Raw genomic sequence first — 15,114 nt, 5'->3', positions numbered from 1 at the left:
ATCAAACACGAGGCCGGGCCGAATCAGTCCCGGTCTCGCGGATGCCGCATGTATGGGCGACGTACGGGCGCGGTCAGTCGAGGTAGCCGTTGATCCCGGCGTAGAAGATCCCGCCGATCGCCAGGACGAGCAGGACGACGTTGATGCCGATGGCGATCCACGTCCACTTCAGCAGCCCGCGCGCCTGGTCCGGCGCGGTGTCCACCTTGCTGAGCGCGATCCCCGACAGGATCGCCCCGGCGATGCCGCCGAGGGTCACGTAGCAGCTCAACGACAGCACGATGCTGACGACGAGGGCCACGATCGCGTGCGTGCGCGGGCCCTCCTGCCGCGGCGGGTAGTAGCCGTACGGCTGCTGCTGGTACGGATTCGGCCCCGGCTGCCCGTACTGCCCGTACTGGCCCTGCTGCCCGTACTGTTCCTGCTGTCCGTACTGACCGTACTGGCCGTACTGCCCCTGCTGGCCGTACTGCTGGTTCGGGTCGGGGCCCGGCGGCGTGCCGTGCTGGCCGTACGGCTGCTGTCCATAGGGGCTGGAGCCGGACGGCGGTCCATAGGGGTTGGACGGGGTCTGCCAATCCTGGGGTCCCTGCCCTGGCTGCTCTGGAGTCGTCACCCTGAAATCCTTTACTACAGCGGACCCCAAGATTTACCACGAATCTGTCATCGTCCGATCTCGGCGATGCCCGTGATCCGGTGCAGGGCGAAGCGGTGGACCGTCGCCCGGGTCTCGTCGTACGCGGTGAGGTAGCCGCCCTCCATCCGGGCCGGTTCGAGGATGCGGCTGGTGGCGTGCCCCTGCGAGTCGAGGTAGCCGATCCACACCCGCGACCCCTGCCGGATGGCCTCCTGGAGCGCGCTGATCGTGGCGGTCGCGGGGGATCGGGGCACCTGGCCCTCGGGCGCCTCGACCGGCCGCCGCCGCGAGTCTCCCGCCCGCATCGCGCGCACGGCGGCGGTCAGCGTCTCGGGGTCGGGCACGGCGGTGGCGGTCACGCGGGCGGCGAGCTGCCCCTCGGTCCGCCGGGCGTCGGCCCGTGCGACGACCACGTCGCCCTCCAGCGACTCGGCCACCGGTGCGTATCCCATCGCCCGCAGCGAGTCGACCAGCGCCGCCCGGGACGTCTTGGAAGCCAGCACGGTCGGTGCGAGCCGCCGCAGCCGCAGCAGGTGGGCCCGTTTGTCGGCGAGCACCTCGTCGAGCAGGGCCGGATCGTCGCACCGGATGTAGGCCGACGCCGCGCCGACGCGGATGCGGCCGTGGCGGCGGGCGACGTCCGTCACCAGGTAGGCCAGCGGCTGGGGGACCGGGGTGGCCGAGTGGCGCTCCAGCATGGCGAGCAGGTCGCCGGCGGAGTGCCCCGCGTCGAGCGCCCGGCGGATCGACTGCTCGGAGAAGCGGTACACCGTCGCCCCGCCCTTGCTCTCCACGTCGGCCGTGAGCGCGAGCCGGCGGCCGAGGTCGGTGGTCAGCGGGCCCGGCGCCACGGCCGTCAGGTCGGCCTGCAGCAGCACGTGGTCGACCGGTCGCGGCAGCAGCGGCGCGAGCAGGCCCGCCGCGCGACCGTCCCCGCGCGCGACCGAGCGGCCGTGCGAGGACGGCACGCCGAGGCCGGTCACGCCGATGTGCTCGGCCTCGCGCAGGGCGAACCGGACGAGCCGGTCGCGCAGCGCGGGACGGCGGCGGGGCTGCTCCCAGGCGAGCCGGGCCAGCACCGACTCGGGCGTCGGAGCGAGGCCGGGCGGCGCGGACTCCAGCACGGCGAGCGTGCGTGCCCGCATCTGGGCGGCCCCCGGCCTGCGCAGGTCCGGGTGGAGGGCGTTCAGCGGGCGGTCGCGGTCGTCGCGCTCGCCGATCAGCCCGGGGGCGCGTTCCATCGCGGCCCACGCGTCGGCGAGCACGGCCCACCGGTCCTCGGTGGCCTTGATCCGCCAGGCGTCGTAGCCGCCGGTCGGCAGCCATTCCCCCTCGCCGGCGGCGACCAGCCCGGCCGCGTGCGCGACCTCGACGACCAGGCCCGCCGCCCATTCCGGCAGGTCGAGCAGCTGCGCCGTCCGCCTCAGGTCCCGTACGGCGAGGCCGCCCGCGCGCAGCACCCCCGGCGGGTCCACGCTCCACACCTCGCACAGCTCCTCGACCGTGCGCACGAACGTGAACGCCTGCCCGGCGGCCGTGCGGTCGGCCAGATCCTGGTCGCGTACGGGCCCCTCCAGGGCCGGCGGGCCGGGGGACAGGTCGCGGTGCACGCGGCCGTCGCGCAGCACGAGGGCGACCTCCCGGGGGAGCGCGACCGTCTCCTCCCCGGTGGCGCCCAGCAGGCCACGGGCCAGCAACTGCTCGATGGGCGACTGCGCGCCCGCGGTGTCCACGTCGCGGCGGGCGTTCGGCAGCCGTCCGCTCGCCGGGCCCCACACCAGCTCGTCCAGGGCGGCCCTCGCCTGCGGGGAGACCTCGCCGACGAGGCGGCCGACCGTCGCGGGGTCGGCGAGCAGCGCCGCGAGACGCTCCCTGGCGGGCCGTCCGCCGTCGGTGTGCCCGCCGCCGCCCTCGTACGCCGGGTCGATGTCGCGCAGGAGCACGTCGAGCCGCTCCGGCGGGTGGTGGCGGAACACCTCGGCGACCGGCGGCCCCAGGGCGGCCGGGGGTTCGAGCGCGTCGGCCACCCCGGGCGCGGGCCGCAGCGCGTCCTCGGGCCCGTAGATCAGGGCGCGCGTGGTCAGCAGGTCGAGCGCGGCGTCGAGTGCGGGCCCGAGGGCCTCGGCGCCGGGTCCGTCGGGCACGGCGCGGGCGAGCAGGGTCAGCAACGTCTCACGGCCGGCGGGGCCGGGCCGCAGGGCCAGCGTCTCCAGCACCGAGAGGGAGAACCGGTCGAGCCGGTCGAGCGCCCGGCCGATCGCCGAGGGGCTGCAGGCCCGGGCAGCGAGACCGTCGATGTGGGCCGGGACGGGTGTCACGAGTTCGGGCCGCGCCTCCACGAGCGCCCGCAGCCGCTCGTCGGAACGGCCGCGCAGCCACTCGCTGAAGTCCGTGCCCGTCATTCTCTCCATGGTAGGGCTCGACCTTCATCCGGCCGCCGGAGCGCCCGTACGGCAGGGGTTTCGCGCACTCGCGGGAAAGATCGACAAGAATCTCGTCACGGGATGCTTCATTGGCCTCCGAGTGGGTCCACGGGGCCTGTCTCTGGGCATAACCTACCTACAGTCACCTTCACGACAGTCTGAACGAGGTCACCCCTGTGCCGAGTGGCAAGGTCAAGTGGTACGACGCCGACAAGGGTTTCGGCTTCCTCACCCGCGACGACGGCGGTGAGGTCTTCGTGCATTCCTCCGCCCTGCCCAAGGGCGTCGAGGCGCTCAAGCCCGGGCAGAAGGTCGAGTTCGGTGTCGCCGAGAGCCGCCGGGGCCAGCAGGCGCTCTCGGTACGGGTGATCGACCAGCCCCCGACGCTGGCCAAGACCGTCAAGGGCAAGGCGAAGCGGAAGAAGCCCGACGAGATGGTCGTGATCGTCGAGGATCTGATCAAGCTGCTCGACGACATCTCGAACTCCTACCAGCGGGGCAAGCACCCGGACGCGGCGCACGCCAAGAAGATCGCGACCGTGCTCCGGGCCGTCGCCGACGACCTCGACGCCTAGAACGCGTCCGTCCCGCCGCCTCGGCGCGTAGAACGCGTCCGTCCCGCCGCGTAGAACGCGTCCGTCCCGCCGCCTCGGCGCGTAGCACCCGCTCCCGCCGCCCGGCCCGCCGAGATGGAAGGCGGAGAGCGGCGGGATCCCGGCACGTTCAGGTCGCCGGGGCGGTGCGGGCGGCGAGCCTGCGGCGGCGGAGCATGACGAGGCGGCCGAAGGAGAGCGCGAGAGCCGCGGACATCACGCCGAGCCCGGCCGGACCGGCCACGAACAGCGACATCACCAGGCCCAGCAGGCCGCCCAGCACCCAGGCGATCTGGAGCAGCGTCTCGGCGACGCCGAACGCCGAGGAGCGCACCTCCTCGCCGATCTCGCGTTGCACGATGGCGTCGAACGCGAGCTTGCCGAGGCCCTGGGCGAACGCGCCCACGAGGGCGACGACGGCGGCGGTCCACACCGTGAAGAAGAACGCCGCCGCGATCGTGGCCACCGTGGCCAGCGCGAGCGTGGCCATGACGGTCAGGTGCGGGGACCGGGAGCGCGACCAGGAGCCGGCGGCGGCCCCGGCCAGGCCGCCCGCGCCCGCGGCGGCGGCCAGCAGCGCCAGCGCGACCTTCGGGTCCACGCCGCGCAGGTGGCCGTCCTGGACGAGGAACAGCAGGAAGAACACGAGGAATCCCGACTGCACCCGGATCGCGGCGTTGGCGCCCATGGCCTCGCCCACCACCGGGCCCAGATTGAGCACGGTGCGCCATCGGGGGCGCGGCTCGTCCTCCTCCAGGTCGGGCGCGTCCACGTGGCGCGGCAGCCGTACGGCGAACACCCCGGCCAGCAGGAACAGCGGCACGGCGCCGCGCAGCACCCAGTCGGGCCCGGCGACGGCGGACAGGCCGGTCGCCAAACCCGCGCCCACGCCGGCCGAGACAAGCGCGAACAACGCGACCCTGGCGTTGGCGGTCACCAGCGGAATGTCGGCGGGCAGCACGCTCGGCATGATCGCCGCACGGGACACGTTGTACGCCTTCGACAGGACCAGCACGGCGAGCGCCGAAGGGAACAGCGTGACGGCGTCGGAGGCGTGGACGGCCCCGGCCATCCCCCAGCACAGCAGCCCCCGCGCGAGCAGGGTGCCGGCCATGATGTAGCGGCGGCCCGAGCGGAGCCGGTCGAGCACCGGCCCGACGAAGGGCGCCACGACCGCGAACGGCAGCATGGTGATCAGCAGGTACGCCGCGACCTGGCCGCGGGCCTGGCCGACCGGCAGCCCGAACAGCAGCGCCCCGGCGAGGGCCACCGTGACCAGCGCGTCCCCGGCCGAGTGCGCGGCCGTCAGCTCGATCAGGCGGCCGAGGCCGGTCCGGCCGGCTCCCTGGGCGTGCGTGAGCCGGCGCGCCGCACGCGCCGGCGCCCTCACGACACGCGTGACCTTCGCCCAAATCTTCACCATAGGCACCGAGGGTCCTTCCATGATTTACCCATCCAGCCGGTGCGGTCCGCTCGCGGCGTGGGTGAAAATGGAGTGTGAGTCGTACCCGAATCCGTAGCACTCCAGTCGACCAGGCCTGTGCCGCGGCGGTCGACCTCGCCCGCCGGGCCGCGGAGGACATCGCGCGTCCGGGAGAGGTGGGAGAGCACCTGGGCTTCGACAGCGAGGGCGACCGGCTCGTCACCCACTACTTCGAGTGCCTCGACCGCGCCTACCGCGGCTGGCGCTGGGCGGTCACCGTCACCCGGGCCTCCCGCGCCCGCGTCGTGACCGTGAGCGAGACCGTGCTGCTGCCCGGCTCGGGCGCGCTGCTCGCTCCCCGCTGGGTGCCGTGGAACGAGCGGCTGCGCCCGGGGGACCTCGGCGTCGGCGACCTGCTGCCGGTCGAGGCCGACGACGACCGGCTCGTGCCCGGGTTCGCCTCCGACGACGAGGACATCGACAAGCAGATGGTCTTCGAGCTGGGCCTGGGGCGGGCCCGCGTCCTGTCGGCGATCGGCCGGGACCTCGCCGCCCGGCGCTGGCGGGCCGGTGAGGCCGGTCCGCACACCCCGATCGCGCACGCCGCCCCGGCGCAGTGCTCCACCTGCGGTTTCTACTGGCCGCTCGCCGGAGCGCTGGGTCTCGGCTTCGGGGTCTGCGCCAACGAGTACGCGCCGGACGACGGCCGCGTGGTGTCCGCCGACCACGGCTGCGGGGCGCACTCCGAGGCGACCACCGTGCCCTCGATGGTCATGGACCCGGCGCCCCCGATCCTGGACGACATGGGATACGACATCATCGAGTCGGGCTCCGTCGACGAGGCCGACTCCGAACCCCTGGGTCACGCCTGATCATGTTCGACACCGCGCGCCTGCGTGACACCGTTCTCGCGGCCTGGACGGCCTCGCCCGCCCGCTTCCGCGAGGACGCCAACGCCGAGGAGGACTTCGCCCTCGGCGGTTACCGCGACCGGCTGGTCGTGGAGCTCGCCCAGAACGCCGCCGACGCGGCGCTGCGGGCCGGCGTGCCGGGCCGGCTGCGGCTGACGCTCGCCGACGGCGTGCTGCTGGCGGCCAACGTCGGCGCCCCGCTCGACGAGACCGGTGTGGAGGGCCTGAGCACCCTGCGCGTCTCCGGCAAGAAGGACGAGGCGGGCGCGGCCGGACGCTTCGGCGTCGGCTTCGCCGCCGTCGTGTCGGTGAGCGACGCGCCCTCGATCGCCTCCCGCGCCACCGGCGGCGTCCGCTGGTCGCGTGAGGAGACCGCCGCGCTGGTCGCCGCCCGGCCGGAGCTCGCCGCCGAGCTGGAGGGCCGCGAGGGGCACGTGCCGCTGCTGCGGCTGCCGTTCTCCGACGACTCCCTCGACGTCCCCGAGGGCTACGACACGGTCGTCCGGCTCCCGCTGCGCGACCAGGCCGCCGAGCAGGCCGTACGGCGCATGCTGGAGGAGGCGGGGCCCGCGCTGCCGCTGTCGATGCCGGCGCTGGAGACCGTCGAGATCGAGCTGGACGGGCGGACCCGCACGATCTCGGCCGACGGCTGGCACGTCGTCGCCGAGTCCGGCACGTTCACCCCCGAGCAGGTGGCCGAGCTGTTCGCCGACCGCCCGACCGAGGAGCGGGCCCGGCCCTACTGGGAGGTCCGCTGGGCCGTCCCCGCCGGCCGCCGGAGCGACGTCCCGGATGGTGTGATGCCGGGGGTGGTGCACGCGCCGACGCCGAGCGACGAGCCGCTCGACCTGCCCGCGCTGCTGATCGCGTCCTTCCCGATGACCACGGACCGGCGGCACGTCGCCCCCGGGCCGCTCACCGACTTCCTCGTCGCCCGGGCCGCCGAGGCGTACGTCCGGCTGCTGCGGGAGCTTCCGGCGACTCCGGACCTGCTCGACCTCGTGCCCGGCCTGATGGGCAAGGGCGCGCTCGACGCCGCGATCCGGCGGGAGATCGTCAAGGCGCTGCCGGACACGCCGCTGCTGCCGTCGATCTCCGACGGAATCGTGCCGGGCGACCAGGCGCGGGCGGTCGAGGGGTCGGCCGAGTTCCTGGCGCTGATCGCCGGCATCGTCCCCGGGCTGCTGCCCGCGGGCTGGGCCTCCCGGCACCCGGCCCTGACCACGCTCGGCGTGCGCCGGGTCGACCTGGCCGACGTCGTGGACATGCTGTCCGGCGAGGCCGTGGAGGACAAGGACCCGTCCTGGTGGCGGTCGGTCTACGAGGTGCTGCCCGCCGACGACCTGGAGGCGGTCGGCGCGATCGCCGTGCCGCTGGCCGACGGCCGCCTGGTGCGCGGCCCGCGCGGCACGCTCGTGCTCACCGCGGAAAGCTCTGTGGACCCCGCCCTGCTGGCGCCGCTCGGGCTGCGGATCGTCCACCCCGACGCCGCCCACCCGCTGCTGCTGCGGCTGGGCGCGGCCGAGGCGACCCCGCGTACGGTGCTGGAGGACCCGCTCACCCACGCGGCCGTGTCCGAGTCGCTGAACAACGCCGACCCCGAGCCGGTGGCCCAGGCCGTCCTGGCGCTGGTCGACGCGGCGGGCCTGACCGCGGGGGAGGCGCCGTGGCTGGCCGAGCTGGCGCTGCGCGGCGCCGACGGCGAGCTGTACGCCGCGGGCGAGCTGCTGCTGGCCGAGGGCTCGCTGGCCGGTCTGATCGACCCCGAGGTGCCGTTCGGCGTCGCCGCCCCCGAGCTGGTGGAGAGGTTCGGGCCGCACGTGCTGGCGGCGGCCGGGGTGCTCGACGGCTTCGCCGTGGTCAACGACTCCGACGTGCTGCTCGACCCGGCCGAGTGCGACCACGACCTCGACCGTGAGGACGAGTGGCTGGAGGCCGTGCTCGACCTGCTGCCGGATCTGGACGTGCCGCCGGTGGTCCGGGAGTTCACCGCCGTGCGCGACCTGGAGTACGTCGCGGACTGGCCGAACGCGCTCGCGCTGCTGTCGCGGCCCCCGCTGCGCGCCGCCCTGCGGCCCATGCGGGTGCTCGCGGCGGGGGAGACCGTCGAGGTGCCGTCGTACACCGCCTGGTGGCTGTCGCGGCACCCGGTGCTCGGCGGGCGCAAGCCGACCGAGCTGCGGCTCCCGGCGGGCGATCCGCTGCTGTTCGGTCTGTACGGCGAGGCGCCGGCGGGGATCGACGCGGACGCGCTGAAGATGATCGGCGTCCGGTCCACCCTCGCCGAACTGCTCGACTCGCACGGCGGCCCGGAGGAGCTGCTCGACCTGCTGGGCGACTCGTCCCTGGAGGTCGACCGGGCCCAGTTGCGGTCCCTGTGGATCGCGCTGGCGGCGGTCGATCCCGCCCGGGTGAGCCCGCCCGAGGCCGTACGCGCAGTGCTGAAGGGCACGGTCACGGTCGCGGACGTCGAGGACGGCCCGGTCGTGGTGGAGGCGCCCGACCTGCTCCCTCTGGTCGAGGACCGGCCGCTCGTGCTCGCGCCGTTCGATCTCGCCGAGGCGCTGTCGGAGGTGCTCGACCTGCCGCTCGCCGGGGAGGAGATCGCCGGGGCGGTCACCTCGACCGGCGCAGAGAAGCCCGTGCCGCCCGAGGTGCGCTCGCTGCTGCCCGGGGCGCCCTCGACGTACGTCGAGCACGACGAGCTGCTCGTGGACGGCAGGCCGGTGCCGTGGCGGTTCTTCGAGGGCGTGGTGCACGCCACCGGCGTCGACGGCCTGGCCAGGGGCCTCGCCTGGGCGTCCGGCCAGTGGGGCGACCGCCTGGCCGTGGCGGCGCTGCTGCGCGACCCGGCCCGGGTTCCCCTGCTGCTCGCCGAGGCCGACCTCGACCCCACGGCCTCGATCTAGGCGTCGCGGGAGACCCGGCCGGACGCGGTGAAGTACGCCGCGGTCTCCGCGTCCGCCGGATAGTACGACTCGATCGCGACCTCGTCCAGCGTGATGTCCGTCGGAGTGCCGAACGTCGTGGTGGTCGAGAACAGCCGTAGTTCGCGTGCGCCGAAGCGGAAGATCATCGGGACCGCGACCTCGGACTCGATCGGGTGGTCGGCGTCCGCACAGCCGGGGCCCGCGCCGGGTGTCAGCAGCTCCTCGTAGAGCGCGGCCAGCTCGTCGCCGGGAGCGACGGCGAGCTGACGCCGGATGCGGGTACGCAGCAGCGCACGCACCTCGGCCAGGTTCACGATGTGCGGAGCGAGCCCGCGCGGGTCCAGTCCGAGCCGCACCATGTTGATCGGCGGGCGCAGCAGATCGGGCGCGACGTGCGCGAGGAACGGGCCGAGGGCGCTGTTGGTCATCACGATGTTCCACCGGCGATCGACGACCAGCGCGGGATACGGCTCGTGCGCGCGCAGGACCCTGCCGATCGCACCCCGGGCCGCGGACAGCACGTCCCCGTCGAGCGGCCGTTCGGTGTAGCGGGGTGCGAAGCCGGCGGCGAGCAACAACCGGTTGCGCTCGCGCAGGGGCACGTCGAGCTGTTCGGCGAGCCGCACGATCATGTCGGCACTCGGGTTGGACTTGCCGGTTTCCACCAGGCTGATGTGACGAGCCGAGACGCCGGCGGCGATCGCGAGATCAAGCTGGCTGATCCGCCGACGGTGACGCCACTGCCGCAGCAGTTCCCCGACCGTGTGCATGGCCGCCGATGCTACTCCCGGGCGAGCCGTACGCCGATGAAATGCCATTTCATCGACAAACCACGTCGACGGCGGAAACACTGCGGTCCATGCCTGCCAAGGACATGACCACGGACAACAAGAGCATCGTGCGACAGGCGCTGGCGGCGCTGGTCGCGACGGGTGACGTCGACGCGCTCGCGCGGTCGCTGAGCGACGACTTCGTCCACCACCGGCCGGACGCGACATCGAGGACCAAGGCGGAATGGCTCGCCGCCGTCCGCACCGCGCTCGTGCCGCTCACCGGCATGCGGGTGGAGATCCGGCACGTGCTGGCCGACGGCGATCACGTTGTGCTGCACTCGCGGCGCAGGCTGCCGGGTGCCGGGCCGGAGATCGCCGTCGTCGACATCTGGCGCCTCGCCGACGGGCTGATCGCCGAGGCATGGGAGATCATCGAGCCGGTGGCCGAGGCGACCGGACACCTGACATGGTGGGAGACCGCCGATCGCTGACCGGGTCGCGAGCCGGTGAGAGCCGCGGTCGTGAGCGTCCGGGGCACCGGTGGGGGGCCTGACGTCCCGGCACGTGTTCCGGCGCGGCGTTCCGGCACGTGTTTCCGGCACGTGTTCCGGCGTGTTTCCCTTCCGGGAGGGGACCCCGGACCCTGCCCGAAGGGACAACCGGCATCGCATGCTCTTCCGGACATCCGGCGCGCCCGCGCCGGTCCGACGGAAGAGACTTCGATGACCGACACTCTCACGAACCCCACCACGCCCGTGACCCGCGAGCCCGCGAGCGGGACGGCCGTGAAAGCCCGCCGGCTCACGGCCGCCGCCCTCGTCGGGGGCGCGCTGCTCAACGGCGCCGAGTCCATCGGGATGCGGTATTTGCTGCCCCCCAAGCCCGAGGCGGCCGCCGCGAAGCTCCAGATGATCGCGGACACCGGCGCGAGGTATCCCGTGCTCGTCACTCTGGGCACCCTCGCGGTCCCGCTGATGTGCGCCGGGTTCCTGACCCTGTCCCGTCTGGTGGGACGGCGTGCGCCGCGCACTGGCCGGGCCGCCGCCGCACTGCTGCTCACCGGCATGTTCGGCTTCTTCGGCATGCACGTGCTCGCCTTGGCGCAGGTGCCGCTCAGCCGGAGCGCCGATCCGGCACAGGCGGGAGCCCTGCTCGACATGGTCGAGAAGGACGCGCTGCTCGGGGTGCTCTTCACGGCGCCGTTCCTCGCCGGCTGCGCGCTCGGCATGCTGGTGCTGGTCGCCGGTCTGCTCCGGACCGGGGCGCTGCCCCGGTGGATCCCGCTCACCCTGCTGGCGTTCCTGGTCGTGGACTTCGGCCTCGGCAACGGCGGTCCTGTGGACGCGCACTGGCTGTTCGTCGCCGCCTGCCTCGGCGCCGCCCGCGCGATCCTCACCGCCGGGAAAACTCCTGCGATCGGCTGAATGCGGACCATCAGTGCGCCTCTATACTGACCGCGCTATGCAGGACGATCTCCGGACAGACCGGGCAAAGGTCATCGCAGCCCGGCTGGTCGCGGCCGTGGCGGTGGCCGCGGCGGTCGGCGCGGTCGCACTGCCGCTCCTGACCGGCGTCGGCTCCGTCGAACGCCTGCTGCGCACTCCGGAGGCGGTTCTGACGCCCGCCTACGCCCTCGCCGGAGCCTGGCTGCTCCCGCATCCGCGAGCCGGGCGGATCGGCCTGCTGCTGGTCGGGACCAGCGCGTTCGCCGGAACGTACGTCCTGTCCCTGTCCTTCACCGCCTGGAGCGACGCCACCGGTCGCGATCCCGGCCCCCTGGTCGTCACCACGGCCTGGTTGACCACCTGGTGCTGGGTTCCGTCGCTCGGCCTGGCCGCCGTGCTGCTGCCGCTGGTGTTGCCGGAGGGCCGGCCGCTGCCCGGATGGTGGTCGCGGCTGCCCGGGCCCGCCGCCGCGCTGGTCGCGGCGGCGGCCTGCGTGGCCGCGGTGACGCCCCGCGACCTCGGTTTCGCCGTCGTGCCGGACAACCCCCTCGGGACCGACGCCCTCGCGCCCGTCGCCGCGCCCGTGGGGCTGTGCCTGGCCGGCGGCTGCGCGGCCTTCACAGCGCTCGGCCTGGTCTCCCTGGTCGTGCGGTTCCGGCGGGCCGACGGGGCGGAGCGGCGTCAGGTGGCCTGGATCGGGTACGGCGTCGCGGCCACCGTCGCGGCCGTTCTGCTCGCGGGGGCCGCCCTCGCGCCCTGGTGGGTGCGGGCGTTCGCCGTCCTGCTGATCCCCGCCTGCGTTGTCGTCGCGGCGCTGCGCTACCGGCTTTACGACATCGACGTGCTGGTCAACCGGACCCTGGTGGCCGCCGTCCTGCTCGCGGGGACCGCCCTCGCGTACGCCGCAGTCGTCGGCTGGGCCGGTGCCGTGCTGGGCGAGACGAGCCGGACGGCGTCGTTCGCCGCCGCGTTCACGATCGCCCTGCTCTTCCACCCGGCCCGGGTCCGGGTCCAGCGCGCCGTCGACCGGCTGTTGTACGGCGACCGGGCCGACCCGCACGCCCTGCTGCTGCGCCTGGACGATGCCGTCCGCGGGGCGGGTTCGCCACGGCAGGCGCTGCGCGAAGCGGCGGCCGCCGTCGCCCGGGGGCTCCGGTTGCGTGGCGCCGCGGTGACCGTGCACATGCCCGACGGGCCGGACGTCGAGACCACCGCCGGACGGGTCGATCCGCGGCCGGCGGCGTCCTTCCCCCTCCACCTGCACGGCGAGGTCGTCGGCACGCTGCGCGCGATGCCCCGGGCGGGCTCCCCGGCCCTGGACCCGCACGACCACGCCGTGCTCGCCGCGCTCACCGGCCCGCTGGCCGCCACCGCGCAGGCGGTCCGGCTGACCCACCACCTCGAACGGGGCCGCGACCAGCTGGTGGCCACCCGCGAGGAGGAGCGCCGCCGGCTGCGCCGGGACCTGCACGACGGCCTGGGGCCGCAGCTGGCGGCGATCGCGATGACCATCGACACCGCGGATTCGGCGAACGGCCGCGGCGACAGCGGCAGGACCGCGCGGCTGTTGCGGGTGGCCGCCGACCAGACGGCCGAGGCGATCGCCGACGTACGCAGGCTCGTCCGCGGGTTGCGGCCCCCGGCGCTCGACGAGCTGGGCCTGGTGGGCGCCCTCACCTCCTCGGGCCTCGTCGCCGGCCTCGGGCAGGGGGCCGCGACGGCCGGCGACGCGCCGGCCGTCACCGTCGAGGCTGAGCTGTCCGACCCCGGGGCCCTGCCCGCAGCGGTGGAGGTCGCGGCGTACCGGATCGTCCAGGAGGCGGTCAGCAACGCCCTGCGCCACGGCGCCGCCCGCCGGGTCGGCGTACGACTCCGGGAGAGCGGCGACGACCTCGTCGTCTCCGTGACCGACGACGGTCGCGGCTTCACGCCCGAGGACAGTCCTGCGGGCGTCGGCACGAGCAGCATGCGGGAGCGCGCGGGGGAACTCGGCGGAACCCTGCGGCTGCACAGCGTTCCCGGGGTCGGCACGACCGTCACCGCCGTCCTCCCCCTTCACCTTGGAGCCACCCGATGACGACGGCCGTGCTGGTGGACGATCACCCCGTGTTCCGCAGGGGACTGGCGGTGCTGCTCGAAGAACTCGACGTGGCGGTGGTCGCGGAGGCCGCCGACGGCGAGGCGGGCGTGCGGGCGGCACTCGACCACCGGCCGGACGTCGTCCTCATGGACATCCAGATGCCCGGGACGGACGGTGTCACCGCCACCCGCCGCATCCTCGACGCGTGGCCCGACGCCCACGTCCTCATGCTGACCATGGTGGCCGACGACGAGGCGGTCTTCGCGGCGATCCGGGCGGGCGCCCTCGGCTACCTCCTGAAGGGGGCGGGCGGTGCCGAGATCGGCCGTGCCGTGGCGGCGGTGGCGGCGGGGGAGGCGGTCTACGGCCCGCACGTCGCCCGCAGGCTGAGAGCCTTCTTCAGCGCCGGCGCCGCTCTGGCCGCCCAGCCGTTCCCCGAGCTGTCCGACGGCGAACGCCAGGTGCTGCGGCTGGTCGCCGCCGGGCTCGGCAACCAGGCCGTCGCCCAGCGGCTGCATCTGTCGGAGAAGACCGTGCGCAACCGCGTGAGCGGTATCTTCGCCAAGCTCGGGGTCGCGACCCGGGCCGAGGCCATCGTGAAGGCCAGGGAGGGCGGGCTCGCCTGAGGCCCGTCATGGTCGTCAGGAGCGCGCCCCAGGGCCTCAGCGCAGGGCCGGCAGGTCGTAGTCGGGCAGGTCGATGCTCGAAGCCTTCGCGAACTGTGAGGCGATCAGGTTCCGCATCGGCCAGCGCGTCATGGCACGCATGGAGGCGGTCCGCATCCGGATCGCGAGCGCGGTGGACGGCGCGAAGCCGTTCACGCCCCCGGGCGGCAGCTTCTGCGCCTCGCCGACGTAGGGGCGCATGATCCTGTCGTAGTTGCGCAGCACGACGCGGTGGTCGCCCGTGGCGGCGAGCTCGCCGGCCAGGACGTACGCGCCGACCAGGGCGAGGCTGGTGCCCAGACCGGTCAGCGGCGTCGGGCAGTAACCGGCGTCGCCGAGGAGCACCACCCGGCCGCGCGACCATCGGTCGAGACGGACCTGCCCCACGGATTCGAGGAAGAAGTCGGACGCGCCGGCCATCGCGGACAGCAGCCGCGGCGTCTCCCACCCGGCGCCCGCGAAACGGTCGGCGATGATCGCCTTCTGCGCGGCGACGTCCCGGCGGTCGTAGGCGAGCGGCCCGGAGCGGAAGGCGAAGCTGACCTTGATCTCGCCGGGCAGGCGCCCGGGCCGCGCCGAGGCGGTGAGGCCGCCCGGGGCGTTGTACATCTGGTACCAGCCGTCGAGGTCCAGCTCGTCGTGGGCCGTGAACCACGAGATGTAGAGCCCCAGTGGATGGATGTGGGCCGCCTGCGGGCCGAAGGCCAGCGCGCGTACGGCCGAATGCAGTCCGTCCGCGCCGACGACCAGTGCGAACCGGCGCGGAGCGGACTTCTCGAAGGTGACGCTCACCCCGTCGTCGTCCTGCTCCAGCCCGGTCACGGTGTCGTCGAACACGTACTGCGTGTGCGGAAGCGACGCCTCGTAGAAGAGACGGGCGAGGTCACCCCGCAGGATTTCGATCTCGGAGACGATGCCCTCGCCGCCGAAGCTGTCGGCAGGGAGGCGGGCCGTGATGCGGCCCTTCTTGTCGACGACGGCGACGCCACGCTGGTCGACGGCGATCGCCCGCGCCTGGTCCAGCAGGCCCATCCGGGCGACCACCGTGCGGCCCGCGCCGCGCAGGTCCACGGTCTGACCACCCGGGCGGGGAGCGGGCGCGCGTTCGACGATCGTGACGGCGAAGCCGGCCCTGCCCAGCCAGTAGGCCAGCACGGGCCCGGCGATTCCGCCGCCGGATATGAGGATTTCCTTGTTCGGCATAGTGCGCACTGTACGGCGTACGCTGATGGTT

The 15,114-nt window shown here is 74.2% G+C and carries 12 protein-coding genes; 7 read left to right on the top strand and 5 right to left on the bottom strand.

What is annotated here, in order from left to right; all coding sequences use genetic code 11:
* Positions 1–73: 73 nt before the first annotated feature.
* Both AAH991_RS15065 and AAH991_RS15060 read right to left on the bottom strand, forming a co-directional pair.
* Positions 74–616, bottom strand: coding sequence for a hypothetical protein (locus tag AAH991_RS15065; protein WP_346226422.1), 543 nt, complete (start codon positions 614–616; stop codon positions 74–76).
* A 47-nt stretch (positions 617–663) separates the two neighbouring features.
* Positions 664–3,039 carry a helicase-associated domain-containing protein gene (locus tag AAH991_RS15060; protein WP_346226421.1) on the bottom strand — a complete coding sequence of 792 codons (2,376 nt, stop codon included), beginning with the start codon at positions 3,037–3,039 and terminating at the stop codon, positions 664–666.
* A gap of 197 nt (positions 3,040–3,236) precedes the next feature.
* Here AAH991_RS15060 and AAH991_RS15055 point away from each other — a divergent pair, with 197 nt between their 5' ends.
* Positions 3,237–3,635: a cold-shock protein gene (locus AAH991_RS15055; protein ID WP_142563567.1), complete on the top strand. Its 399-nt coding sequence runs from the start codon at positions 3,237–3,239 to the stop codon at positions 3,633–3,635.
* Between the two features lie 148 nt (positions 3,636–3,783).
* Here AAH991_RS15055 and AAH991_RS15050 read toward each other — a convergent pair whose 3' ends face one another.
* Complete coding sequence (locus tag AAH991_RS15050; RefSeq protein WP_346226420.1) at positions 3,784–5,043, bottom strand: MFS transporter; 1,260 nt, start codon at positions 5,041–5,043, stop codon at positions 3,784–3,786.
* A gap of 107 nt (positions 5,044–5,150) precedes the next feature.
* Between AAH991_RS15050 and AAH991_RS15045 the strand changes: the two genes are divergently transcribed.
* Positions 5,151–5,948 (top strand): DUF3027 domain-containing protein, encoded by a 798-nt coding sequence (locus AAH991_RS15045; RefSeq protein ID WP_346226419.1) that lies wholly within the window; start codon positions 5,151–5,153, stop codon positions 5,946–5,948.
* Between the two features lie 2 nt (positions 5,949–5,950).
* Entirely contained in the window at positions 5,951–8,896 is a 2,946-nt protein-coding gene (locus AAH991_RS15040; RefSeq protein ID WP_346226418.1) for a sacsin N-terminal ATP-binding-like domain-containing protein, read from the top strand.
* Here the strand turns inward: AAH991_RS15040 and AAH991_RS15035 are convergent.
* Positions 8,893–9,687 carry a helix-turn-helix domain-containing protein gene (locus AAH991_RS15035; protein ID WP_346226417.1) on the bottom strand — a complete coding sequence of 265 codons (795 nt, stop codon included), beginning with the start codon at positions 9,685–9,687 and terminating at the stop codon, positions 8,893–8,895. The genes AAH991_RS15040 and AAH991_RS15035 overlap by 4 nt on opposite strands.
* An 89-nt stretch (positions 9,688–9,776) precedes the next feature.
* On the opposite strand from AAH991_RS15035, the gene AAH991_RS15030 reads away from it, so the two are divergent.
* The 4 genes from AAH991_RS15030 (at position 9,777) to AAH991_RS15015 (ending at position 13,841) form a co-directional block, all read left to right on the top strand.
* Positions 9,777–10,181 (top strand): nuclear transport factor 2 family protein, encoded by a 405-nt coding sequence (locus AAH991_RS15030; RefSeq protein ID WP_346226416.1) that lies wholly within the window; start codon positions 9,777–9,779, stop codon positions 10,179–10,181.
* 231 nt (positions 10,182–10,412) lie between these two features.
* Positions 10,413–11,114 (top strand): DUF6796 family protein, encoded by a 702-nt coding sequence (locus AAH991_RS15025; protein ID WP_346226415.1) that lies wholly within the window; start codon positions 10,413–10,415, stop codon positions 11,112–11,114.
* 37 nt (positions 11,115–11,151) lie between these two features.
* Complete coding sequence (locus AAH991_RS15020; protein ID WP_346226414.1) at positions 11,152–13,212, top strand: sensor histidine kinase; 2,061 nt, start codon at positions 11,152–11,154, stop codon at positions 13,210–13,212.
* The gene (locus AAH991_RS15015) at positions 13,209–13,841 is read left to right on the top strand and encodes a response regulator transcription factor (RefSeq protein WP_346226413.1); all 633 of its coding nucleotides are present in this window, start codon (positions 13,209–13,211) and stop codon (positions 13,839–13,841) included. The genes AAH991_RS15020 and AAH991_RS15015 overlap by 4 nt, the downstream gene beginning before the upstream one ends.
* A 36-nt stretch (positions 13,842–13,877) precedes the next feature.
* On the opposite strand, the gene AAH991_RS15010 is transcribed toward AAH991_RS15015, so the two are convergent.
* The gene (locus AAH991_RS15010) at positions 13,878–15,083 is read right to left on the bottom strand and encodes an FAD-dependent monooxygenase (protein WP_346226412.1); all 1,206 of its coding nucleotides are present in this window, start codon (positions 15,081–15,083) and stop codon (positions 13,878–13,880) included.
* Positions 15,084–15,114: the final 31 nt, after the last annotated feature.

This window comes from Microbispora sp. ZYX-F-249, assembly GCF_039649665.1.
Lineage (GTDB): Bacteria > Actinomycetota > Actinomycetes > Streptosporangiales > Streptosporangiaceae > Microbispora > Microbispora maris.
This window is presented reverse-complemented; position numbering and strand designations above follow the sequence as displayed.